The organism is Neisseria sp. HMSC073G10 (assembly GCF_001812605.1).
Lineage (GTDB): Bacteria > Pseudomonadota > Gammaproteobacteria > Burkholderiales > Neisseriaceae > Neisseria > Neisseria subflava_A.
In genome coordinates, this window is the sequence record NZ_KV809536.1 from 64,658 (window position 1) to 87,676 (window position 23,019).

Below are 23,019 nucleotides of genomic sequence, written 5' to 3' on the forward strand. Positions count from 1 at the left end.
AATTTTCCCACAAATTGGGCGGTTTTGACAAATCTTGAGGTCGTCTGAATAAGCCCACAGTTTTTTCCAGACGGCATGAAACCGTTTCTGAAAAAATGTTGTTTATGAATAAAACCATAGCTTCAGGCCGTCTGAAAAATGAAATTTTTTTCTGCTTTAAGGTCTTGCATTCAAAAGCTTTTTGCCGTTTAATGCAAACCTTGCTGAATCAAGGGCAAAGGACACATGCCGGCCGCCCCCACAGTTTCCCTTTTGTAAGTGGCATCTGCCACCGCTGCAATATTTTTACCCCCCGAACAAAAGGTCTGAAACCATGAAAAAATCTTTGATGGCGGCGGCAATTGTGAGCCTCGTCTTGACTGCGTGTAGCGGTGGAAAAGAAACCGCCGCAGAATCTTCCGCATCTCAAACTTCTTCTTCCCAAACTGATAAACTCAATATCTATAACTGGTCGGATTATGTCGATCCGGCCACGCTGTCTGCGTTTGAAAAAAATACGCATATCAACGTCCGCTACGATTACTACGACAGCAACGAAGCGCTGGAAGCCAAGCTGCTGACCGGCAAGTCGGGTTATGACCTGGTTGCGCCGTCTATTGCCAATGTCGGCCGCCAGATTAAAGCCGGCGCGTATCAAAAAATCGACAAATCGCAAATTCCCGATTACGCCAATATCGATCCCGATTTGTTGAAAATGATGGAAACCGTCGATCCGGGCAACGAATATGCCGTCCCTTATTTCTGGGGCATCAATACGCTGGCGATTAACAAGCAGCAGGTTCAAAAGGCGTTGGGTACGGATAAGTTGCCTGAAAACGAATGGGATTTGGTGTTTAACCCTGAATACACCCAAAAATTGAAATCCTGCGGCATCAGCTATTTCGACAGCGCCATCGAGCAAATTCCTTTGGCTTTGCATTATTTGGGCAAAGATCCGAATAGCGAAAACCCTGACGACATCAAAGCCGCAGTCGATATGATGAAAAAAGTGCGTCCCGACATCAAACGCTTTACCTCGTCGGGCTATATCGATGATATGGCGGCCGGTAATCTTTGCGTATCGGTAGGCTATGGCGGCGACCTCAATATTGCCAAAACCCGTGCCAAAGAAGCCGGAAACGGCGTCGAAGTCGAAGTATTGGCGCCGAAAAGCGGCGTCGGTATTTGGGTGGATTCGCTGATGATTCCGCGTGATGCGCAAAATGTGGCTAATGCACACAAATACATCAATCACACGCTCAATCCGGAAACAGCGGCCAAAAACGGCAACTATGTGACTTATGCTCCGGCCAGTCGTCCGGCGCGTGATTTGATGGATGAAAAATACACTTCTGACGAATCGATTTTCCCAAGTAAAGAATTGATGGAAAAAAGCTTCATTGTCTCCCCTAAGTCAACCGATGCGAGCAAACTCAGCGTTCGCCTGTGGCAGGCTTTGAAAGCAGGGCGATAATCAAAATTGAAATTTGAATACTCAGGCCGTCTGAAACAGTTTTTCAGACGGCCTGAGTGTTATAATTGTCAACACTTTTCAAATATACTATAAGGAGAAACAGCGTTATGAACAATTCAGTCATCACCGTCATCGGTAAAGACCGTGTGGGCATTGTGTACGACGTTTCCAAAATTTTAGCGGAAAACCAAATCAATATTCTCAACATCAGCCAACAGCTGATGGATGATTTTTTTACCATGATTATTTTGGTGGACACTTCAAAATGCACCAAATCGCGTCAAGAGGTTTTGGATTTGTTTGCGGAAGAGAGCAAAAAACTCGCGCTTGATATCCGTATGCAAAACGAAGAAATTTTCCAAGCCATGCACCGTATTTAAGTCGGAGGGAGAGCCATGAGTATTCAATCCGGCGAGATTTTAGAAACCGTCAAAATGGTGGCCGACCAGAATTTTGACGTGCGCACCATTACCATCGGCATTGATTTGCACGACTGCATCAGCAGCGATATCAATGTGTTGAACCAAAACATTTACAATAAAATCACCACTGTTGGCAAAGACTTGGTGGCGACGGCAAAATATCTGTCTGCCAAATACGGCGTACCGATTGTGAATCAGCGTATTTCCGTCACACCGATTGCCCAAATCGCCGCGGCCACCCATGCCGATTCCTATGTCAGCGTGGCGCAAACTTTGGATAAGGCTGCCAAAGCGATAGGCGTGTCCTTTATCGGCGGCTTTTCCGCGTTGGTGCAAAAAGGCATGTCGCCTTCGGACGAAGTGCTGATCCGTTCCATTCCCGAAGCGATGAAGACTACTGATATCGTGTGTAGCTCCATCAATATCGGCAGCACGCGTGCCGGTATCAATATGGATGCGGTCAAGCTGGCAGGCGAAACCATCAAACGCACGGCTGAAATCACGCCCGAAGGTTTCGGTTGCGCCAAAATCGTCGTGTTCTGTAATGCAGTGGAAGATAACCCGTTTATGGCGGGCGCGTTTCACGGTTCGGGCGAAGCGGATGCCGTTATCAATGTCGGCGTTTCCGGCCCGGGTGTCGTAAAAGCCGCGTTGGAAAATTCAGATGCAACGACATTGACCGAAGTTGCGGAAGTAGTGAAGAAAACTGCTTTCAAAATTACCCGCGTGGGCGAACTTATCGGCCGCGAAGCCTCAAAAATGTTGAATATTCCGTTTGGTATTCTTGATTTATCGTTGGCACCAACCCCTGCCGTCGGCGACTCGGTGGCGCGCATTCTTGAAGAAATGGGTTTGAGCGTCTGCGGTACGCACGGCACGACGGCGGCTTTGGCCTTGCTGAATGATGCTGTGAAAAAAGGCGGCATGATGGCTTCCAGCGCGGTCGGCGGTTTGAGTGGCGCGTTTATCCCTGTTTCGGAAGACGAGGGCATGATTGCCGCAGCCGAAGCCGGAGTGCTGACACTGGATAAACTCGAAGCTATGACCGCCGTCTGCTCCGTTGGTTTGGACATGATTGCCATCCCCGGCGACACGCCTGCTCATACCATTTCCGGCATCATCGCCGACGAAGCTGCCATCGGCATGATCAACAGCAAAACCACTGCCGTGCGCATTATTCCGGTAACCGGCAAAACCGTCGGCGACAGCGTCGAGTTCGGCGGCCTGCTGGGCTACGCGCCTGTAATGCCGGTCAAAGAAGGCTCATGCGAAGTGTTTGTCAACCGAGGCGGTAGAATCCCGGCTCCGGTTCAATCGATGAAAAACTGATTGGATTGATAAATAAAAAAAGGCCGTCTGAAATTGATTTTCAGACGGCCTTTTATATTTGCAGGCTGATTATTTGAACATATTTTTGATAATGCCCATTACGCTGCGTGAAATGGCGTTGGTTACTTGGCGGTTGATTTGGCTGCCGATGGCGTCGGCAACGTTGTAGCCCAAACCTTGGCCGGATTTTTTGCGTCCGCCGCTCAAACCGCCGATCAGTCCGCCAAGGATGCCGGGATCGGCATTGGCAGCCTCTTTTTCTGCAGCTTTTTGTGCTTTTTCCTGCTCTTTGGCGGCATTTGCGGCTTCTTTTTCAGCGGCAGCCTGGCTGTCTGCTTCGGCCAATGCTTCAAAAGCGGAGTAGTTGTCCACTATGTCTTTATAGGTTGGATACAAATCATCGTTTTGGAACAAGCGGTTGCGCTCTTCTGCGGCAAGCGGGGTTAAGGAAGATTGCGGCGGCAGAATAAGGGCGCGCTCTACCGGCTCGGGCATACCTTTTTCATCAAGGAAGGAAACGAGGGCTTCGCCGACGCCGAGTTCGGCAATCGCTTCGGCGACTTTGATGTTGGGGTTGCTGCGGAAGGTTTCGGCAGCGGCTTTGACTGCTTTTTGGTCGCGCGGTGTAAAGGCGCGCAGGGCGTGTTGCACGCGGTTGCCGAGCTGTCCGAGGATGGTGTCGGGCAAATCGAGCGGGTTTTGGGTCACGAAATACACGCCCACGCCTTTGGAACGAATCAGGCGCACGACTTGCTCAACCTGCTCTACCAGCGCATTGGCGGCGTTGTCGAACATCAAATGCGCTTCGTCGAAGAACATCACGAATTTCGGTTTGTCCAAATCGCCGACTTCGGGCAGGGTTTCAAACAATTCCGCCAACATCCACAGCAAAAACGCGCTGTACATACGCGGCGAGCGCATCAGTTTTTCGGAGTTAAGGATGTTGATGATGCCTTTGCCGTTGTCGGTCTGCATCCAGTCTTGCAGGTTGAGGGAAGGCTCGCCGAAGAATTTTTCTGCGCCTTCGTTTTCCAAAGTCAGCAGTTGGCGTTGAATCGCGCCGATACTGGCGGCAGAAACGTTGCCGTATTGCGTGCGGTATTCCGAAGCGTGGTCGGAAACGTGTTTCAGCATGCTGCGCAGGTCTTTCAAGTCCAGAATGTGCCAGCCTCTGTCATCGGCAACTTTGAACACGAGGTTGAGCAGGCCTTCTTGCGTGTCGTTCAGATTCATCAGGCGGGCCAAAAGCATAGGGCCCATTTCTGAAACGGTTACGCGTACGGGAATACCGGTTTCGCCGTAAACATCCCAAAAGCGCACGGGGAAATTTTGCAGCCATTGTTCGCCCAAATCAAACTCGGCGATGCGTTCGCCTACTTTGCCGCTGTTGGCACCGGCTTGCGCGATGCCCGACAAATCGCCTTTGACATCGACCAAAAATACGGGAACGCCTTTGCTGCTGAAGGCTTCCGCCATGCGGCGCAGGGTAACGGTTTTACCCGTACCGGTTGCACCGGCGATCAAGCCGTGGCGGTTGGCCATTTTGCCTTGGATTTCGAGCGTTTTCCCGTCGGCACGCGCAATTTGAAATGTAGTCATGATTATTCCTTAGAATCCGTGATGTGAAACAATTTGTTGTCTTAAAAAACAAGCATTTTAACGTTTGCGGCGAGGGGATTCAACCAAGCAAAGTTTCAGACGGCCTTAAGTTTTGCAAAGGTTTTTTTGCAGTGATTGGACAAGGTTGAAATCTGCTATAATTCCATCCAATCCGCAACCGTCTGACAAGGCGGTTGTTTTCTTTGTTTTTTGAATATTTTTTACGAAAGCGAAAGTCGGAATGACTGCACAACAAGCCCCTTTGGGCGAAAAAACCATGGCCGTGCTGATGGCGATGTTGGTCGCGCTGATGCCGTTTTCTGTCGATGCCTATCTGCCTGCGATTCCCGAAATGGCAAAGTCGCTGGGTTCGGACATCCACCGCATCGAGCAAAGCCTGAGCTTTTTTATGTTTGGCGTGGCGTTTGGTCAGGTGGTCGGCGGTTCGATTTCGGATATTAAAGGCCGCAAACCTGTCGCCTTGGTGGGCTTGAGCATTTACTTTGCCGCCGTTATCGGTTTGACGATGGTGAATAATGTCGAGCAGCTGTTGAACTTGCGTGCCTTGCAGGCGTTTGGCGCGGGGATGACCGTGGTGATTTCCGGCGCGATGGTGCGCGATTATTATTCCGGACGCAAAGCCGCGCAGATGTTTGCCTTAATCGGCATCATTCTGATGATTGTGCCATTGATGGCGCCGATGATTGGTGCAGGCTTGCAGAATTTGGGCGGCTGGCGCATGATTTTCGGCTTTCTGGCCTGCTATTCGCTGCTGCTTTGGGGTTTGATGTGGTATTTCCTGCCCAAGCCGCACCAAAAAGGCAAAATCAGCATGGACGTGTTCGGCGTGGTGGCAGGCAGGTTTAAACGTGTTTTGAGAACGCGCGCCGCGATGGGCTATCTGTTTTTCCAAGCTTTCAGTTTTGGTTCGATGTTTGCCTTTTTGACCGAATCGTCGTTCGTGTACCAAAATCTGTATCATGTTTCACCAAACCAATATGCTTGGATATTTGCGCTCAATATCATTACCATGATGTCTTTTAACCGCGTTACCGCATGGCGTTTGAAAACCGGTACGCATCCGCAAAACATCCTCAAATGGGGCATTATCGTCCAATTTTCCGCCAATCTGCTGATGACGGTTTTGGTGTTGTCGCTGTCTTTGCCGCCTTTGTGGGCTTTAGTGCCATGCGTGATGTTTTCAGTTGGTACGCAAGGCTTGGTCGGAGCGAACACTCAAGCCTGCTTTATGAGCTATTTCAGCGCAGAGGGCGGCAGCGCAAATGCCGTTTTAGGCGTGTTCCAATCCCTTATCGGCGCATCGGTCGGCATGGCAACGACTTGGCTACATAATGGTTCCGCCTTGGTGATGGCCGGTATGATGTTGAGTTCGACCGTATGCGGTATCGTGCTGTTGTGGGTTTGCTCGCATCAGGCTTGGATGGAAAACGATAAAAAAGAATATGTTTAACCTTCAGGCCGTCTGAAAAACGGTTTCAGACGGCCTCAACACTATATTGAAGAAATTAACCATGAGTACCAGCAAACAACGCCCCATCGGCGTATTCGATTCTGGCGTCGGCGGCTTGACCAACGTCCGCGCCCTGATGGAACGCCTGCCGATGGAAAACATCATCTATTTCGGCGATACTGCACGCGTTCCCTACGGCACCAAATCCCGGGCCACCATCGAAACCTTCGCCATGCAGATTGTCGATTTCCTGCTGGAAAACGATGTCAAAGCACTCGTCATCGCGTGTAACACCATCGCCGCCGTTGCCGGACAGAAAATCCGCCAAAAAGCAGGCAATATGCCCGTATTGGACGTCATCTCCGCAGGTGCGGAAGCCGCTTTGCAAACCACCAAAAACAACCGAATCGGCATTATCGCGACCAATACCACCGTCAACAGTAATGCCTACGCACGCGCCATCCATTCAAAAAACAACGACACGCTGGTGCGCACACAAGCCGCGCCCCTGCTTGTGCCATTGGTAGAAGAGGGCTGGCTCGATCACGAAGTCACCCGCCTGACCGTGCGCGAATATCTGAAGCCACTCTTGGCCGACGACATCGACACGCTGGTGTTGGGTTGTACCCACTTCCCATTGCTCAAACCGCTTATTGGCCGCGAAGCACAAAACGTTACCTTGGTCGATTCCGCCATCACCACCGCCGAAGCCACCGCCAAAGCCTTGGCGCAAGCAGGTTTGCTGAATACAGAAAACGACAATCCGGATTATCGTTTCTACGTCAGCGATATCCCACTGCGTTTCCGCACCATCGGCGAACGCTTCTTGGGTAGGAGTATGGAGCAGATTGAGATGGTTACATTGGGTTGATTGGAAATATTAAAGGCCGTCTGAAAACCTGATTCAGGTTTTCAGACGGCCTTTTTACTTCTTTAATATTTTATCTGTCTGACTGTTCCCACACGCTTTGCAGGTAGGCGTAGGTCAGCTCGGTGGTGCTGGACACCAGTGCGATGTCGCAGCCCAAGTCTTCGGCTTTGCCCACGCCGATGGGCAAGGCGCCGGCGGCTTTGATGGCGGCGACACCTGCGGCGGCGTCTTCAATGCCGATGCATTGGCGGATGTCTGCGCCCACACCCTCAGCTGCGGCGAGGAAGATGTCGGGGGCGGGTTTGGAATGCGCGACGGCGGCAGGGTCGGCAATGGCGTCGAAGAAGTGGGTCAGCCCCATGCGTTCGAGCAGGAACGGGCCGTTTTTACTGGCGGACGCGAGGGCGATTTTTTTGCCGTTTGCTTTCAATGCTTCCAGTAGGGGCAAAATGCCGGGGTATACGTCTTCAGGTTTGACTGCCTGAATCATCTCGACGTAGTTGTCGTTTTTGCGGCGGGTCAGTTCGGCGAACTCGGCTTCGCTGACGGTTTTGTCGCCGTGCGCGAGGATGCGTTTGAGCGAATCGTCGCGCGATACGCCTTTGAGCTGCTCGTTAAACTTGCGGTCGATGCTGATGCCCAGTTCTTCGGCGAGCTTTTTCCATGCGTGGTAGTGGTATTCGGCGGTGTCGGTGATGACGCCGTCGAGGTCAAAGAGCACTGCGGTAAAAGTCATTTTGCGCCCTCCTTATTTTTCCAATGCGACAGTGTGGCTGCCGTTGAGTGTGATGTCTTTGCCGTACACCTGCAAATCGAGCGGCTCGCCTTTGAGCAGGGTGAAGACGACGTTTTCTTTGCCGACGGCGACTTTAATCAGACGGCCGCGGTAGTTGATATGGAAGGCGTAGCCTGTCCATGCGCTCGGCAGGAACGGTGCGAAGCTGAGTTTGCCGCCCCAAGTTTTCATTTGGGCGAAACCTTGGACGATGGCGAGCCACGAGCCGGTCATAGAAGTAATGTGCAGGCCGTCTTCGGTGTCGTTGTTGTAGTTGTCCAAGTCCAGGCGGGCAGTGCGCTGGTACATTTCCACGGCTTTTTCTTCTTTGCCCAGTTCGGCGGCGAGGATGGAGTGGATACATGGAGACAACGAGCTTTCATGAACGGTCATCGGTTCGTAGAAGTCGAAGTTGCGGCGTTTTTCGTCGATATTGAAACGGTCGCCGAAGAAGTAGATGCCTTGCAATACGTCCGCCTGTTTGATGAAGGGCGAACGCAGGATTTTGTCCCACGACCATTTCTGGTTGAGCGGCAAATCGTCGGGCGAAAGCGCGGACACGGGGCGGATGTCTTTGTCGAGGAAGCCGTCGTGTTGGACGAATACGCCGAGTTCTTCGTCATGCGGACGGTACATATTCGCGCTGATGTCCGCCCATTTTTCCAGCTCGGCGGCACTCACGTTCAAATCCGGACGCGGGTATTTCGCCAAGGCTTCGTGGGTGTAATCCAATACCCATGCAGCGAGGGTGTTGGTGTACCAGTTGTTGTTGATGTTGTTTTCGTATTCGTTCGGGCCGGTTACGCCGTGAATCATGTATTTGCCGTTGCGTTTGGAAAAGTGGACGCGGTCCGCCCAGAAGCGGGACACTTCGACCAAGACTTCCAAGCCTTCTTTGGCAAGATAGCTTTCGTCGCCGGTGTAGTTGGTGTAGTTGTAGATGGCGTAAGGAATCGCGCCGTTGCGGTGGATTTCCTCGAAGGTGATTTCCCATTCGTTGTGGCACTCGATGCCCGTAAACGTCACCATCGGATAGAGTGCGCCTGCCAAGCCTTGTTCGCGCGCGTTGTGTTGCGCCTGCGGCAGTTGGTTGCGGCGGTATTGCAGCAGGTTGCGGGTAACTTCGGGTTCCGCTAGTGCGAGGTAGAGCGGCACGGCGTAGGCTTCGGTGTCCCAATAGGTCGCGCCGCCGTATTTTTCGCCGGTAAAACCTTTGGGGCCGATATTCAGGCGCGCGTCTTCGCCGTAGTAGGTGGAGAACAGTTGGAACAGGTTGAAGCGGATGCCTTGTTGCGCTTCGTCGCTGCCTTCGATGACCACGTCGGCGATTTCCCAACGGTGCAGCCAGCCTGCTTTGTGTGCGTCCAGCAAGGTTTCAAATGCAACGCCTGCGATTTTTTCCGACAAGGCGCGACCTGCGGCTTTCACTGCTTCCAAGCCCTGATAATCGCGGCTGGTAGTAACAATCACGCGTTTTTCAAAGGTTTCGGGCGTGCTGCCGACTTTAGCTTCAAAAGAATTGGAGACCTGCCAGTCGGTTTGGCTGCCGCCAAGGGCTTTGAAGCTGCCGGCGAAGGTTTGCTCGGCGTTGACGATGAATTGTTCCACGCCGAAGGGATTAGCGACGGTTTGGGTGGCAATGTAGGAGAGGCCGTCTGAAACGCCTTTGTCCAATACCTGCCAGAATTTTTCTTCATAGTTGGAGTCTTCGTTTTTCACGTCGGCGTCGATAATGGAATCGATGCGGACTTGGTGGGTTTTGCCGTCAACGGATACGGCTTCCCAGCGGATGAGCGCCAGTTCTTTTTGTGCAACGGACAGGAATTTGCACACATCGAAACGCACGCCGAATACGGTGAACGAGCGGCGCAACACGCCGTGCTGCATATCGAGTTCGATGGAGAAGTCGGCAACGTCGTTTTTCGCCAAGTCCACTTCCTGCCCGTCGACAAAGATTTTGACTTTGCTGAAATTAAGCGCGTTGATGGCTTTGCCGAAATATTTTGGATAGCCGTTTTTCCACCAGCCGACGCGGGTTTTGTCGGGGAACCACACGCCGGCGATGTAGGTGCCCAAATGGCTGTCGGCGGAGTAGGTTTCTTCAAAGTTGCCGCGCATGCCCATATAGCCGTTGCCCAAGCTGGTCAGGCTCTCTTGCAGCCGTTTGTGTTCTTTTTCCAGTTTTGCCGAACGCAGCGTCCAAGGGCTGATTTCCATGATTCTTGTATACATTTATGAAGCTCCTGTTATTAAAATTGTAAGTTCGGCAAAGGTTTCAGACGGCCTTTGCCGATGGTGTTGAAACGGATTATTCGCCGTGGGTCTCTTTAATCAGACATACTGAGAAGGCTCCCAGCAGCAAGACCGCGCCTGCAACTAAGAACATGGTTGCCTGATGGCTGCCCAGCATAGGGAAGAGGATAAAGCTCAGCAGGGAGGCGACGATTTGAGGCATACAGATAGAGCCGTTAAACAGGCCCAAATAAGTACCCATGTGTTTGCCTGAGAGGGCATTGGTCACAATCGTCAAAGGATAGGTAATGATACCGGCCCACGCAATACCGATTAAGGTGTAAGACAACACCAGCGCGTATTGGTTGCTGATGAAGAAAACGGAGAAGAAACCGAGTGCACCCAAAGCCAAGCAACCGAAATAACCGGCTTTATGGTATTTATTCGGTACTTTTGCCAGAATAAACGAGCAGATAACGGCAGCAATAGATTGTACCGCCGCCAAAACGCCGTACCAGTTGCCTGCTTCTTGGTAGCCTACGGAAGAGGCATCGGTTGTCTGCCAAACGTTTTCCGCAATCGCGCCTGCCGAGTAAGTCCACATATATTGGAAGGCAAACCAGCAGAAGAATTGTACCAAAGTTACCGTCCAAAACGCTTTAGGCGCAGTTTTCAAAAGTTCGAACCAGTTGGCTTTTTCCTGATTCGCAGCGACGTCGATGCCGTGATAGCGGGCGTAGGTTTCCGGGTCGTATTCTTTGACTTTGAAGATGGTGAACGCACTGGTAATAATCAGCAACGCTGCGCCCACATAGAATGCTACGACCACGGTTTGCGGTACGACGCCTTTTTCGGCCGTGTTCGCCAAACCGATATACGCAAACACAAACGGCAGAATCGCCGCCACAACCGCGCCCGTATTCGCTAAGAAACTTTGAATCCCGTAGGCGTAGCTTTTCTGCTCCTCGTTGACCATGTCGCCGACCATCATTTTAAACGGCTGCATTGCCATATTGGAGGATACGTCCAACAGCGCAATCATCAGCGCGCCAAACGACAAAGCCGCCAAAGAAGCGTAGCCAAAACCGAAGCTGCCCGAGTTCGGCATCAGAATCATGACGATAACTGCAATCAGCGTGCCATAAAGCAGATAGGGCAGACGACGACCGCCCAGGCGCGGCATCCAAGTGCGGTCTGAGTAGTAGCCCACAATCGGCTGAACCAACATACCGGCTAGCGGCGGCAGAATGAAAAACCAGCCCAAATTATGCGGGTCGGCGCCTAAAGTTTGAAAAATTCGGCTCATTTGTGAGCTTTGCAGGGTAAAGGCCGTCTGAACGCCGAGATAGCCGAAGCTCAGCATCCAAATCGTACTTTTTGCCAGTGACGGCAAACCTTGTTTTGCTGTTTTTTGCGTATTTTCCGACATGAGGTAAATCCTTTTTTTAAAAGTATTTTTATTGAGAAATCTGAAAGGTTCCTTGGTGTGGCGTTCTCTGTCGTTATTGTTTGTGTGCGTACTTTCAAGGATATAGGTGCATTTTATGAAGCGCGCCGGATATTGGCAATGCCAGTTCAAGGATAAACTGGCTTAAATCAAATTTTTTGCGGTTTGGCATTGATACCGTCGGGCAATGAGGGTATCGGTTCGGCTCGGTGTATATTTTGATGCTTATTTCTATTTTCAGACGGCATTTGAACAAGCAAGTATTGGGGCAATAGGTTAAAATGGGCCGTCTGAAATTTGTTTGATGAAAACGAGAAAACTATGTCCCAACAATACGTCTATTCTATGCTGCGCGTGAGCAAGGTTGTGCCGCCGCAAAAAACCATTATTAAAGACATTTCCCTTTCATTTTTCCCCGGTGCAAAAATCGGTTTGCTCGGTTTGAACGGTGCGGGTAAATCTACTGTACTGCGGATTATGGCGGGCGTGGATAAAGAATTTGAGGGCGAAGCCGTGCCGATGGGCGGCATTAAAATCGGCTATTTGCCGCAAGAGCCTGAGCTTGATCCTGAGAAAACTGTGCGCGAGGAAGTGGAAAGCGGTTTGGGCGAAGTGGCTGCCGCACAAAAACGTTTGGAAGAAGTATATGCCGAGTATGCCAATCCTGATGCGGATTTTGACGCGTTGGCGGAAGAACAAGGCCGTTTGGAAGCGATTATTGCGGCGGGTTCATCTACCGGCGGCGGTGCAGAGCATGAATTGGAAATTGCTGCCGACGCGTTGCGCCTGCCTGATTGGGATGCCAAAATCGGCAATCTGTCCGGTGGTGAAAAACGCCGCGTCGCTTTGTGCAAACTCTTGTTGAGCAAGCCCGATATGCTGCTGCTGGACGAACCGACCAACCACTTGGACGCAGAATCTGTCGAATGGCTGGAGCAATTCTTGGTACGCTTCCCAGGTACAGTCGTTGCCGTAACACATGACCGCTACTTCCTCGACAACGCCGCCGAATGGATTTTGGAACTCGACCGCGGCCACGGTATTCCGTGGAAAGGCAATTACTCGTCTTGGCTGGAGCAGAAAGAAAAACGCTTGGAAAACGAGGCGAAATCCGAAGCTGCACGCGTGAAAGCGATGAAGCAGGAGTTGGAATGGGTGCGCCAAAATGCCAAAGGCCGCCAAGCCAAGTCCAAAGCGCGTTTGGCTCGTTTTGAAGAAATGAGCAACTACGAATACCAAAAACGCAACGAAACTCAGGAAATCTTTATCCCTGTTGCTGAGCGTTTGGGTAACGAAGTGATTGAGTTTGTGAACGTTTCCAAATCGTTTGGCGATAAAGTGTTGATTGATGATTTGAGCTTCAAAGTACCTGCTGGCGCGATTGTCGGCATCATCGGCCCGAACGGCGCGGGTAAATCTACGCTGTTCAAAATGATTTCGGGCAAAGAGCAGCCTGATTCCGGCGAAGTGAAAATCGGCCAAACCGTGAAAATGAGCTTGATTGACCAAAGCCGTGAAGGTTTGCAAAACGATAAAACCGTGTTCGACAACATCGCCGAAGGCCGCGATATTTTGCAGGTTGGTCAATTTGAAATTCCTGCCCGCCAATATTTGGGACGCTTTAACTTCAAAGGCAGCGACCAAAGCAAAATCGCAGGTCAATTGTCTGGCGGCGAACGCGGCCGTCTGCACTTGGCAAAAACCTTGTTGAGCGGCGGCAATGTGTTGCTGTTGGATGAACCGTCCAACGACCTCGACGTGGAAACCCTGCGCGCGTTGGAAGACGCATTACTGGAATTTGCCGGCAGCGTGATGGTGATTTCGCACGACCGCTGGTTCCTCGACCGTATCGCTACGCATATTTTGGCTTGTGAAGGCGACTCTAAATGGGTGTTCTTCGACGGCAACTATCAGGAATACGAAGCCGACAAGAAACGCCGTTTGGGCGAAGAGGGCGCAAAACCGAAACGTATCCGTTATAAACCGGTAACACGTTAAGCAGGTTTGAATGAAAAGGCCGTCTGAAACTTCAAAGTTTCAGACGGCCTTTAGTTTTAATGTTTAGGATTGTTTTCTTAATTGAGGATGGTTTTCCAGTGTATCAATGATGATTTCAATCATGCGTGGAGCAGTTTGCGCCAAATCGAAGCCTTGACCTGAGGAAAGCCAGCGCCAAATCAAGCCGTCTAATGAAGACTTGATGAAGATGACCGCCATATCGATATCCAAATTATCCGCCAACGCTTTTTGTTGTACCGCATCAGTCAGGACAGCAACGATTTTTTCACGCCATAGTGATTGGTGTTTTTTAGCGATGGCAATGACCGCCTCGTTTTGCTCGGTGTGTTCGCATTTTAAAAACAAAATGCTGTGGAATTTATAGTGAAGCTCGTTGTGTTGCAGGCGCTCGAAAAAACGGGTCAGGGTCAGTCGGAAGCTTGACCAAGCCTGTTCGTTATTGTTGTTCGAGTCTTCTTTTATGCAGCTTTCGATGTCGTCGCAAATCCGTTGGAACAAGGCGTCAAACAAATCTTCTTTGTTTTTGAAATGCCAATACAGCGCGCCGCGCGTTACGCCTGCGGCTTGGGCGATTTCGTTAAGCGAGGTGCGGGCAATGCCTTTCTGATAAAACGTATCCAATGAGGCAAGCATGAGATATTCTTTGGTTTTTAAGGCTTCGGTTTTGGTTCTTCTCATAGTTGTTTTGTGGGGAATGTAAATTTATGGTTCGGATTATAAAAAATTACTTCTGAACATGCAAGAATGTATGTATAATTTAATTCAATACTTGATAGTGTTTCTCAACACTATATAATCAGCCTGTTTTTCATAAAAGCAGGCAATTTCTGTTTGTGAAATATGAGATTAAAGTAATCAATTTTCAATTAGTCAAACCCTTATTTATCATAGAGATAGGAAAATTATGGCTCTTTATGCTTCTAAAATGATGCGTGTCGCGGCAATTGCAGCAGCTACTGCGTTGGCGCTTTCCGCTTGCGGCAAAGGCGATGAAAAAGCAGCCGGCCAACAGGCGCAAGGCAGTCAGCAACAGCAAAAACAACCTGCGCCTGAAGTCCGCGTGGTCACTGTGCATCCGGAAACCGTTGCATTGACGACTGAATTGCCAGGCCGTCTGGAATCATTGCGTACTGCCGAAGTTCGCGCCCAAGTCGGCGGTATTCTGCAAAAACGCCTGTTCCAAGAGGGCAGCTATGTGCAAGCCGGTCAGCCTTTATATCAAATCGACAGCTCATCTTATGAAGCAAACTTAGAAAGCGCACGAGCCCAGTTGGCGAGTGCGCAAGCTACTTTGGCCAAAGCGAATGCCGACTTAGCCCGCTACAAACCGCTGGTTGCCGCCGATGCCATCAGCCAACAAGAATATGATGCGGCCGTAACGGCCAAGCGTTCAGCAGAGGCAAGCGTCAAATCTGCACAAGCAGCCATCAAATCTGCCGGTATCAGCCTGAACCGCTCCCGCATTACTGCGCCGATTTCCGGCTTTATCGGTCAATCTAAAGTTTCTGAAGGTACGCTGTTGAATTCCGGTGATACTACTGTTTTAGCTACGATCCAACAAACCAATCCGATGTATGTCAACGTTACCCAGTCTGCGAGTGAGGTCATGAAACTGCGTCAACAGGTTGCCGAAGGCAAATTGTTGGCGGCAAACGGCGCGATTGCAGTGGATATCAAATTTGACGACGGTACCGTTTACCCTGAAAAAGGCCGTCTGCTGTTTGCAGATCCGACTGTCAACGAAACAACCGGTCAAATTACCTTGCGCGCCGCCATTCCTAACGACAGAAATATCTTGATGCCGGGCTTGTATGTGCGCGTGTTGATGGAGCAAGTGGCAGTAGATAATGCATTTGTAGTGCCGCAACAAGCAGTTACCCGCGGTTCGCAAGATACTGTGATGGTAGTGAATGACAAGAGCGAAATGGAAGCGCGTGTCGTGACCATTGCCCAACAGCAAGGTAGCAATTGGGTTATTACAGACGGCCTTAAAGACGGCGACAAAGTGATTGTTGAAGGCATCAGCATTGCCGCTATGTCGGGTGCTAAACAGGTAACGCCGAAAGAATGGACGCCGCCTGCAAGCGCTGCGGCAGCAACACCGGCAGTTTCAGACGGCCAAGCTGCATCCGAGGCCAAGCCTGAAGCTAAAGCTGCATCTGAAGCCAAATAAGGAACGCGTGAATGTCTAAGTTTTTTATTGACCGCCCCATCTTTGCATGGGTTATTGCGATTTTTATCATCGCAGCGGGTATTTTCGGCATTCAAAAACTGCCGATTTCCCAATATCCGTCCGTTGCTGCACCGACTATTACTTTGCGCGCTACTTATCCGGGCGCTTCGGCTCAGGTAATGGAAGACAGCGTACTGGCCGTTATCGAACGTAATATGTACGGTGTGGAAGGTTTGGACTATATGACGACTTCTGCCAATTCCAGTGGCAGCGGCAGCGTCAGTCTGACGTTTACACCGGAAACCAATGAAGATTTGGCGCAGGTAGACGTGCAGAACAAATTGTCGGAAGTGTTGTCCACATTGCCGTCTACCGTACAGCAATATGGTGTAACCGTATCTAAAGCGCGTTCCAACTTCTTGCAAGTGGTCATGCTTTCTTCTGAAAAGCAATCCATTGAGGAAATGAACGATTACGCCCAGCGCAATATCATTCCTGAACTGCAGCGTATTGACGGGGTAGGGCAGGTACAATTGTTTGGTGCGCAACGCGCCATGCGTATTTGGGTTGACCCGAAAAAACTGCAAAACTACAACCTGTCTTTTGCAACGGTAACCAATGCGCTTGCGACACAAAATATCCAAATTTCTGCAGGCTCTATCGGTTCTTTGCCGGCGGCTGCAGGTCAGACTATTTCAGCAACTGTGACGGCGCAAGGTCAGCTGAGCACTGCTGAAGAGTTTGGCAACATCATTTTGGTATCCAATACCGATGGTTCTAATGTCTATCTGAAAGACGTTGCCAAAGTCAGCTTGGGTATGCAGGACTATTCTACTTCCACTCGTTTGAACGGCGTGAATACCACCGGTATGGCAGTGATGCTGTCTAACAGCGGTAACGCTTTGGCAACGGCGACTGCCGTAAAAGAAAAAATGGCGGTTTTGCAGAAGTATTTCCCAGACGGCATGAGCTGGAAAGTTCCTTACGATACTTCCAAATTTGTGGAAATTTCGATTGAGAAAGTGATCCATACACTTTTGGAAGCCATCGTATTGGTATTCTTGGTGATGTATCTCTTCCTGCAAAACATCCGCTATACGCTGATTCCGACCATTGTTGTGCCGATTTCCCTGTTGGGCGGTTTTGCCTTTATTTCATACATGGGTATGTCGATTAACGTATTGACCATGTTTGCGATGGTATTGGTGATCGGTATTGTGGTCGATGACGCGATTGTGGTCGTTGAAAACGTTGAGCGTATTATGGCGAGCGAAGGTTTGTCGCCTAAGGCTGCAACCAAAAAAGCGATGGGTCAGATTTCCGGAGCGGTGATTGGTATTACTGCCGTGTTGATGTCCGTATTTGTTCCGCTGGCAATGTTTAGCGGTGCAACCGGTAACATTTACAAACAGTTTGCCTTGACCATGGTGGCATCTATCGGTTTCTCTGCATTCCTTGCCTTGACGCTGACTCCGGCATTGTGTGCCACTATGCTCAAACCGATTCAGAAGGGGCATCACGAAGAGAAAAAAGGTTTCTTCGGTTGGTTTAACAAGAAATTCGACAGCTGGACACACGGCTACGAAGGCTGGGTTGCCAAAGTCTTGCGCAAGACTTTGCGCATGATGGTTGTCTATATTGGTTTGACTGTTGTGGGCGTATTCCTGTTTATGCGTCTGCCGACTTCCTTCTTGCCGTCTGAAGACCAAGGTAACTTGATGTTGAGCGTACAGCTGCCTGCCGGTGCGACCAAAGAACGTACCGATGCAACTTTGGCTCAAATCACTCAACTGGCGAAATCTGTACCTGAGATCGAGAACATTATTACCGTTTCCGGCTTTAGTTTTAGCGGTTCCGGCCAAAACATGGCTTTGGGTTTTGTCATTCTGAAAGACTGGAGCGAACGTACTGCTCCGGGCAGCGATGCGACTTCTATTTCCGGTAAGTTGACCGGCATGATGATGGCTACGCTGAAAGACGGTTTCGGTTTGGCGATTGTGCCTCCTGCCATTATGGAATTGGGTACAGGCTCCGGCTTGACGATTTACCTGCAAGACCGTAACAACAGCGGCCATGCTGCATTGTTGGCCAAGCGCAATGAGTTGATTGACAAAATGCGCAAAAGTGGCCTGTTTAACCCAAGTACCGTTCGTGCGAGCGGTTTGGAAGATGCGCCTCAATTGAAAATCGACATCAACCGTGCCGCAGCAGCCGCACAAGGTATTTCGTTCTCTGATATCCGTACTGCTTTGGCTTCTTCTTTGGGTTCGTCTTATGTCAACGACTTCCCGAATCAAGGCCGTCTGCAACGCGTGATGGTACAAGCTGATGCGAGTGCCCGTATGCAGCCTGCCGATATTCTGAACCTGACTGTGCCGAACAAATCCGGTGTTGCCGTACCGCTTTCTACCATTGCTACTGTTTCTTGGGAAAACGGTATGGAACAAAGCGTCCGCTTCAATGGTTATCCTGCAATGGAGCTTTCCGGCTCGCCTGTTAATGGCGTATCTTCTGGTCAAGCCATGGCTGCGGTACAGCAAATGGTTGATGAAATGGGCGGCGGTTACAGTCTGGAGTGGGGCGGTCAGTCTCGTGAAGAGGCCAAAGGCGGCTCGCAAACAGTCATGTTGTACGCATTGGCCGCTGCCGCTGTATTCTTGGTATTGGCTGCTTTGTACGAAAGCTGGTCTATCCCGTTGGCGGTTATCCTTGTGATTCCGTTGGGCTTGATTGGCGCGGCATTGGGTGTAACCGGACGTAACATGTTTGAAGCACTGCTGGGCAGTATTCCGGCATACGCCAACGATATCTACTTCCAAGTCGGTTTCGTTACGGTGATGGGTTTGAGTGCGAAAAACGCGATTTTGATTATCGAGTTTGCCAAAGACCTGCAAGCGCAAGGCAAGAGTGCGCTTGAAGCTGCACTTGCCGCCGCACACCTGCGTTTCCGTCCGATTATCATGACTTCGTTCGCCTTCATCTTGGGCGTGGTACCGCTCTATGTTGCCAGCGGTGCCAGCTCCGCGAGCCAACGTGCGATTGGTACGACCGTGTTCTGGGGTATGTTGATCGGTACGGTTCTGTCCGTGTTCCTTGTGCCTTTGTTTTATGTGATTGTGCGCAAATTCTTTAAAGAAAGTGCGCATGAGCATGAAATGGCTGTCAAACACGCCGCTGAAGCCGGCATGATTGAAGACGGTAAACACGATTCAGACAAGCACTAAAGCAAAGGCCGTCTGAAAATTTTCAGACGGCCTCAAAATGCTAAAGGATTCTAAAATGAAGAAGATTACATTCAAACCTGTACTGACCGCCGTTGCTGCTGCCGTGGCTTTGTCGGCCTGTACCATGATGCCGAAATATGAGCAGCCTCAAGTTGCCGTGGCCGATACGTTTAAATACGACACTGTTGACGACGGTATCCGTGCCGCCGAATTGGGTTGGCAAGATTACTTTGCCGATCCTCGCCTTCACCGCCTGATCGACATCGCATTGGAACGCAATACCGATTTGCGTACGGCCGCACTGAATGCGGAAATCTACCGCAGGCAATATATGATTGCGCGTAATAATTTGTTGCCAACCGTCAATGCCAGCGGTACAGGTTCGCGTCAAGGCAGCTTGAGCGGCGGAAGCGTCAGCAGCCAATACAGCGTGGGTTTGGGCGCAGCCTCTTATGAACTTGACCTTTTCGGTCGTGTCCGCAGCACCAGCGAAGCCGCATTGCAAGGTTATTTCAATGTTGCCGCCAACCGCGATGCAGCGCATCTGACCTTGATTTCTACCGTTGCCAAAGCCTATTTTAACGAACGCTACGCCGAAGAAACCATGGCATTGGCACAACGCGTATTGCAAACCCGTGAAGCGACTTACAAGCTCTCGCAATTACGCCATAAGGCCGGTGTGATTTCTGCCGTTGATTTGCGCCAACAGGAAGCCCTGATTGAATCAGCCAAAGCCGATTACGCATCCGCGGTGAAAAACCGCGAGCAAGCGCGCAATTCCTTGGCTATGCTGATTAATCAACCTTTGCCCGAAGATTTGCCTGCCGGTTTGCCTTTGAGCAAGCAGTTCAAATTGACCAAACTGCCTGCCGGTTTGAGTTCGGATGTATTACTCAACCGTCCGGATATCCGTGCGGCCGAACACGCGCTCAAACAAGCGAATGCCAATATCGGTGCGGCACGTGCGGCCTTCTTCCCGCGCATCAGCCTGACCGGTTCTGTCGGTACCGCTTCCGGCGAGTTGAGCGGCCTGTTTAAGAGTGGCACAGGTATTTGGGCTTTTGCACCGTCCATCACCCTGCCTATCTTTGATTGGGGCACAAACAAAGCCAATCTTGACGTAGCCAAGCTGCGCCAACAGGCACAAATCGTTGCTTATGAAGCCGCTGTTCAATCTGCATTCAAAGACGTTTCCAATGCGTTGGTTGCACGCGAACAGCTGGATAAAAGCTATGACGCTTTGAGCAAACAAAGCCGCGCCTACAACGACAGCCTGCGCCTCATCAGCCTGCGCTACAAACATGGCGTATCCAGTGCATTGGATTTGCTGGATGCTGAGCGCAGCAATTACAGCGCAGAAACTGCTCTTTTGGCCAATCAGCTGACCCGTTTGGAAAATCTTGCCGATTTGTATAAAGCACTTGGCGGCGGTTTGAAACGCGAAACCAAAGCTGCTGAATAAGTATTTGCCTGCTAAGATTAAAAGGCCGTCTGAAACATTTGGATTTCAGACGGCCTTTTTGTTATGAGGCAATTCTAAGCTTTTAATTTCTCGCTTAAAGTGGCGACATAGGCTGCGCGTTCGTTACGGCTGGCTTCGGGCTGGTGTGTGTTGAGCGAAGACCATTTGCGGTTGCTGCGCGCTTTGTTGAGTTCGCTTGGCAATTTGGCCGCATTCCATGGCGCTTTGCGTTCTTTTAGTTCAATATGCGATTGAGCAGCATGGCCGCGCGTTTGCAAGACGTGCAACAAATCCAGTGCGCGTGCGGCGAGTAGGGTAAGGGTTTCCGGATCGATATGCAGGGTTTGTCGGCCGTTGATTTTGTCGGTGATGTCTTGGGCATTGGGCAAAATACCGCCCAATAGTCCGCCGATGGCTGTACCCAAACCAAGTGAGCCGCCAAGTGTGGCAATGTCCAAGCCTAGGCCGATGAGTGCGCCTGCGGTTGCGCCGGTACCGGTACGGATGCCGTAATGTTTGAGCAACTCGCTGTCAAACGGATCTTGTTTGAAGGCTTTGGGCATCCATGTGCTGTCGCTGCCGACTTCGTCGTGATAGAAGCGGTAAAGTGTGAACAGGCGTTGTTGCATTTGCCGCTCAAGTTGGCGGATTTCCGATTGCATGACTTCCAAAGTTGGGGCAGGGTCGTCGTTTTCGGCAATTTCTTGGGTGAATGCGGCGGCATCCAGCAGAAAATCGGCAATTTCACGGCGTGCTTCCGTATCCAGCCGTTGCCACTCGCGACGGCGCATATTGATGAGGTGATCGAGGATGTCGCGCTTAGGTAACATGGTGGCAAGGTTGTCCCACAATCGGATTTCGCCTTCAAAGTCGAAGGCAACGGTATCAAAACCGGCGTAAACATGCAGGGTTCGGCGGGCAAGCATATTGGTCCAAGCGGTCAGGTCTTGATTTTGGGTGAAGTTGAACACGGGCATGATGGGCTTGGCGCACCAAGATAAAATGGTCAGTTCGTCTTTGTATTTGTCGAGGACGGGTTCTCGCGCATCGATAACATACATGGCCATATCGCTTTGCATGACTTGGCGCAACACTTTGGCTTCTTGGTTGAACTCGTGATGCGCTTCATGGTTGCTAAGGAATTGCTGAATGCGCTCAATGCCGTCATCGCGTGTGGATGTGTGGGTTTCCAGCCAGTCCAACACGCCGCCGGCATCTTCAAGGCCGGGTGTGTCGTAGAGGTAAACCAAGCTGTCGTCGCCATCGTTGATGAGGGCTTCTTCGACATGGCGCGTGGTGGATGGCGCGTTTTTCACTTCGCCGAAGGTGCTGTCGCGCAAAAGCGTACGTAAGAGCGAGGTTTTGCCTGTGTTGGTATGGCCGACAACGGCAAGGGAGAGTGGGGTGGTCATGGTCTTTGGGTTGGGTTGATATGGACGATGAATGTGTGAGTATGGAGCCGTTTATCTTTAGTGGCAATATATGTTTCAGACGGCCCTAAATTCTCTTTATATATGGGCGAAAATAGCAAGAAAAAGAGGGGAATAGCGGATTTGTTGTTTTTTAGCAAAATACTTGAAAATAGATGGGAAAACAGTTGACAGGGGGGTAGAAGGCTAGGATAATTCGCGCCGTTGAGTTGCTTGATGCAGCTTGATTTTTCTCCTCTATTTCTCCTTTGTAGACTTGGCGCATATCGAGACGGTATGCGCATTTTTTTATCCGCATTGAAATATGATTACATTTAAAATTTGTAAATCGAATAATTAAGAAATTTTACAAGAAAAACACTTGCGCGGTTGAGTCTCTTGTTGCATAATTCGTTTCGTTAGCTGGTTCGAGTAGTCAGTTAATAGTTTCTCCTCTATTTCTCCTTTGTAGACTTGGCACACATTCTGTCGGATGTGTGCATTTTTTTTGCTCATTTAAAACAAAGGCCGTCTGGATGTTGCAATCTTTCAGATGGCCTTTGTTTGTTGAATAGAATTAGATGTCTAATACTACTTCTTCTTTGACTTCTTCCATGACAACATAGCTGCGGCTTTCGGACGCAGCTGGCAGTTGCAGCAGGATATTGCCGAGCATATCGCGATAGGCGGACATATTGGGCAGGCGGACTTTGATAAGGTAATCGTATTCGCCGGAGACCAAGTGGCATTCCAGAATTTGCGGAATCTTCAGCACTTCGCGTTTGAAGTCTTCAAAAATATTGCCGGATTTGGAACGCAGTTTCAGCTCGACAAAGACCAAGAGGCTTTGGCCTAAAGCATGAGGATTCAGATGGGCGTGATAGCCGGTAATAAGGTTGTCGCGTTCCAAGCGGCGGACGCGTTCGGTTACCGGTGTGGTGGAGAGGCCGACTTTTTCAGCCAATTCGGTCATGGGGATACGTGCGTTTTGTTGCAGGAGCTTGAGAATTTTTAAGTCGGTTTTGTCGAGTTCTTTCATGGCCTTGATGTCTGTCGTTTTCATTTGGATTGAATCATAACCTTAAAACAGCCTGAGAAGAAGCATAAATGCTAAAGGCGCGAATGAGGTCTAA

16 protein-coding genes are annotated in these 23,019 nt (G+C 50.4%); 9 read left to right on the forward strand and 7 right to left on the reverse strand.

Features of this window, described 5'->3' with window-relative positions; translation table 11 throughout:
* Positions 1 to 313 precede the first annotated feature (313 nt).
* The 3 genes from HMPREF2865_RS08445 to HMPREF2865_RS08455 all read left to right on the forward strand — a co-directional run bounded on the left by HMPREF2865_RS08445 (position 314) and on the right by HMPREF2865_RS08455 (position 3,204).
* Positions 314 to 1,453 (forward strand): polyamine ABC transporter substrate-binding protein, encoded by a 1,140-nt coding sequence (locus tag HMPREF2865_RS08445; protein ID WP_070646723.1) that lies wholly within the window; start codon positions 314 to 316, stop codon positions 1,451 to 1,453.
* A 107-nt stretch (positions 1,454 to 1,560) separates the two neighbouring features.
* On the forward strand, positions 1,561 to 1,833 hold the full coding sequence (locus HMPREF2865_RS08450) for an ACT domain-containing protein (RefSeq protein WP_003680574.1): 273 nt from the start codon (positions 1,561 to 1,563) through the stop codon (positions 1,831 to 1,833).
* Between the two features lie 15 nt (positions 1,834 to 1,848).
* Entirely contained in the window at positions 1,849 to 3,204 is a 1,356-nt protein-coding gene (locus HMPREF2865_RS08455; protein ID WP_070646724.1) for a PFL family protein, read from the forward strand.
* 69 nt (positions 3,205 to 3,273) lie between these two features.
* On the opposite strand, the gene HMPREF2865_RS08460 is transcribed toward HMPREF2865_RS08455, so the two are convergent.
* Complete coding sequence (locus HMPREF2865_RS08460; protein ID WP_070646725.1) at positions 3,274 to 4,803, reverse strand: helicase HerA-like domain-containing protein; 1,530 nt, start codon at positions 4,801 to 4,803, stop codon at positions 3,274 to 3,276.
* Positions 4,804 to 5,044: 241 nt separating this feature from the next.
* On the opposite strand from HMPREF2865_RS08460, the gene HMPREF2865_RS08465 reads away from it, so the two are divergent.
* The gene (locus HMPREF2865_RS08465) at positions 5,045 to 6,274 is read left to right on the forward strand and encodes a multidrug effflux MFS transporter (RefSeq protein WP_070461994.1); all 1,230 of its coding nucleotides are present in this window, start codon (positions 5,045 to 5,047) and stop codon (positions 6,272 to 6,274) included.
* Between the two features lie 61 nt (positions 6,275 to 6,335).
* A complete protein-coding gene (murI, locus tag HMPREF2865_RS08470) occupies positions 6,336 to 7,145 on the forward strand; it encodes a glutamate racemase (protein ID WP_049331752.1) in 810 nt (269 codons plus the stop codon).
* A 70-nt stretch (positions 7,146 to 7,215) separates the two neighbouring features.
* Here the strand turns inward: murI and pgmB are convergent, their stop codons facing one another.
* From pgmB to HMPREF2865_RS08485, 3 genes are all read right to left on the reverse strand, one after another.
* Positions 7,216 to 7,881, reverse strand: a complete 666-nt coding sequence (pgmB, locus tag HMPREF2865_RS08475) for a beta-phosphoglucomutase (protein WP_070646726.1) — start codon at positions 7,879 to 7,881, stop codon at positions 7,216 to 7,218.
* Positions 7,882 to 7,893: 12 nt separating this feature from the next.
* A complete protein-coding gene (locus HMPREF2865_RS08480) occupies positions 7,894 to 10,152 on the reverse strand; it encodes a glycoside hydrolase family 65 protein (protein ID WP_070646727.1) in 2,259 nt (752 codons plus the stop codon).
* 76 nt (positions 10,153 to 10,228) lie between these two features.
* Positions 10,229 to 11,581, reverse strand: a complete 1,353-nt coding sequence (locus HMPREF2865_RS08485) for an SLC45 family MFS transporter (protein WP_070588154.1) — start codon at positions 11,579 to 11,581, stop codon at positions 10,229 to 10,231.
* A gap of 339 nt (positions 11,582 to 11,920) precedes the next feature.
* Here HMPREF2865_RS08485 and ettA point away from each other — a divergent pair, with 339 nt between their 5' ends.
* Entirely contained in the window at positions 11,921 to 13,597 is a 1,677-nt protein-coding gene (gene ettA / locus HMPREF2865_RS08490) for an energy-dependent translational throttle protein EttA (RefSeq protein WP_003747462.1), read from the forward strand.
* 63 nt (positions 13,598 to 13,660) lie between these two features.
* Here ettA and HMPREF2865_RS08495 read toward each other — a convergent pair whose 3' ends face one another.
* Entirely contained in the window at positions 13,661 to 14,296 is a 636-nt protein-coding gene (locus HMPREF2865_RS08495) for a multidrug efflux system transcriptional repressor MtrR (RefSeq protein WP_070646728.1), read from the reverse strand.
* Positions 14,297 to 14,522: 226 nt separating this feature from the next.
* On the opposite strand from HMPREF2865_RS08495, the gene HMPREF2865_RS08500 reads away from it, so the two are divergent.
* From HMPREF2865_RS08500 to HMPREF2865_RS08510, 3 genes are read left to right on the forward strand one after another with little or no spacing between them, the layout of a single operon-like run.
* Positions 14,523 to 15,791, forward strand: a complete 1,269-nt coding sequence (locus HMPREF2865_RS08500; RefSeq protein ID WP_070646729.1) for an efflux RND transporter periplasmic adaptor subunit — start codon at positions 14,523 to 14,525, stop codon at positions 15,789 to 15,791.
* A gap of 11 nt (positions 15,792 to 15,802) precedes the next feature.
* On the forward strand, positions 15,803 to 19,015 hold the full coding sequence (locus HMPREF2865_RS08505; RefSeq protein ID WP_070646730.1) for an efflux RND transporter permease subunit: 3,213 nt from the start codon (positions 15,803 to 15,805) through the stop codon (positions 19,013 to 19,015).
* 55 nt (positions 19,016 to 19,070) lie between these two features.
* Positions 19,071 to 20,477: an efflux transporter outer membrane subunit gene (locus HMPREF2865_RS08510; RefSeq protein WP_141752538.1), complete on the forward strand. Its 1,407-nt coding sequence runs from the start codon at positions 19,071 to 19,073 to the stop codon at positions 20,475 to 20,477.
* 74 nt (positions 20,478 to 20,551) lie between these two features.
* On the opposite strand, the gene HMPREF2865_RS08515 is transcribed toward HMPREF2865_RS08510, so the two are convergent.
* Together HMPREF2865_RS08515 and HMPREF2865_RS08520 are read right to left on the reverse strand one after the other, a co-directional pair.
* The gene (locus HMPREF2865_RS08515; protein ID WP_070646732.1) at positions 20,552 to 21,889 is read right to left on the reverse strand and encodes a GTPase/DUF3482 domain-containing protein; all 1,338 of its coding nucleotides are present in this window, start codon (positions 21,887 to 21,889) and stop codon (positions 20,552 to 20,554) included.
* A gap of 574 nt (positions 21,890 to 22,463) precedes the next feature.
* On the reverse strand, positions 22,464 to 22,925 hold the full coding sequence (locus tag HMPREF2865_RS08520; protein WP_079453694.1) for a winged helix-turn-helix transcriptional regulator: 462 nt from the start codon (positions 22,923 to 22,925) through the stop codon (positions 22,464 to 22,466).
* Between the last annotated feature and the right edge of the window lie 94 nt (positions 22,926 to 23,019).

What these genes read in the sequence shown, in the direction of transcription:
- HMPREF2865_RS08445 (WP_070646723.1), top strand. Translation starts at nt 314, where the DNA reads ATGAAAAAATCTTTGATGGCGGCGGCAATTGTGAGCCTCGTCTTGACT.
- HMPREF2865_RS08450 (WP_003680574.1), top strand. Translation starts at nt 1,561, where the DNA reads ATGAACAATTCAGTCATCACCGTCATCGGTAAAGACCGTGTGGGCATT.
- HMPREF2865_RS08455 (WP_070646724.1), top strand. Translation starts at nt 1,849, where the DNA reads ATGAGTATTCAATCCGGCGAGATTTTAGAAACCGTCAAAATGGTGGCC.
- HMPREF2865_RS08460 (WP_070646725.1), bottom strand. Translation starts at nt 4,803, where the DNA reads ATGACTACATTTCAAATTGCGCGTGCCGACGGGAAAACGCTCGAAATC.
- HMPREF2865_RS08465 (WP_070461994.1), top strand. Translation starts at nt 5,045, where the DNA reads ATGACTGCACAACAAGCCCCTTTGGGCGAAAAAACCATGGCCGTGCTG.
- murI (WP_049331752.1), top strand. Translation starts at nt 6,336, where the DNA reads ATGAGTACCAGCAAACAACGCCCCATCGGCGTATTCGATTCTGGCGTC.
- pgmB (WP_070646726.1), bottom strand. Translation starts at nt 7,881, where the DNA reads ATGACTTTTACCGCAGTGCTCTTTGACCTCGACGGCGTCATCACCGAC.
- HMPREF2865_RS08480 (WP_070646727.1), bottom strand. Translation starts at nt 10,152, where the DNA reads ATGTATACAAGAATCATGGAAATCAGCCCTTGGACGCTGCGTTCGGCA.
- HMPREF2865_RS08485 (WP_070588154.1), bottom strand. Translation starts at nt 11,581, where the DNA reads ATGTCGGAAAATACGCAAAAAACAGCAAAACAAGGTTTGCCGTCACTG.
- ettA (WP_003747462.1), top strand. Translation starts at nt 11,921, where the DNA reads ATGTCCCAACAATACGTCTATTCTATGCTGCGCGTGAGCAAGGTTGTG.
- HMPREF2865_RS08495 (WP_070646728.1), bottom strand. Translation starts at nt 14,296, where the DNA reads ATGAGAAGAACCAAAACCGAAGCCTTAAAAACCAAAGAATATCTCATG.
- HMPREF2865_RS08500 (WP_070646729.1), top strand. Translation starts at nt 14,523, where the DNA reads ATGGCTCTTTATGCTTCTAAAATGATGCGTGTCGCGGCAATTGCAGCA.
- HMPREF2865_RS08505 (WP_070646730.1), top strand. Translation starts at nt 15,803, where the DNA reads ATGTCTAAGTTTTTTATTGACCGCCCCATCTTTGCATGGGTTATTGCG.
- HMPREF2865_RS08510 (WP_141752538.1), top strand. Translation starts at nt 19,071, where the DNA reads ATGAAGAAGATTACATTCAAACCTGTACTGACCGCCGTTGCTGCTGCC.
- HMPREF2865_RS08515 (WP_070646732.1), bottom strand. Translation starts at nt 21,889, where the DNA reads ATGACCACCCCACTCTCCCTTGCCGTTGTCGGCCATACCAACACAGGC.
- HMPREF2865_RS08520 (WP_079453694.1), bottom strand. Translation starts at nt 22,925, where the DNA reads ATGAAAGAACTCGACAAAACCGACTTAAAAATTCTCAAGCTCCTGCAA.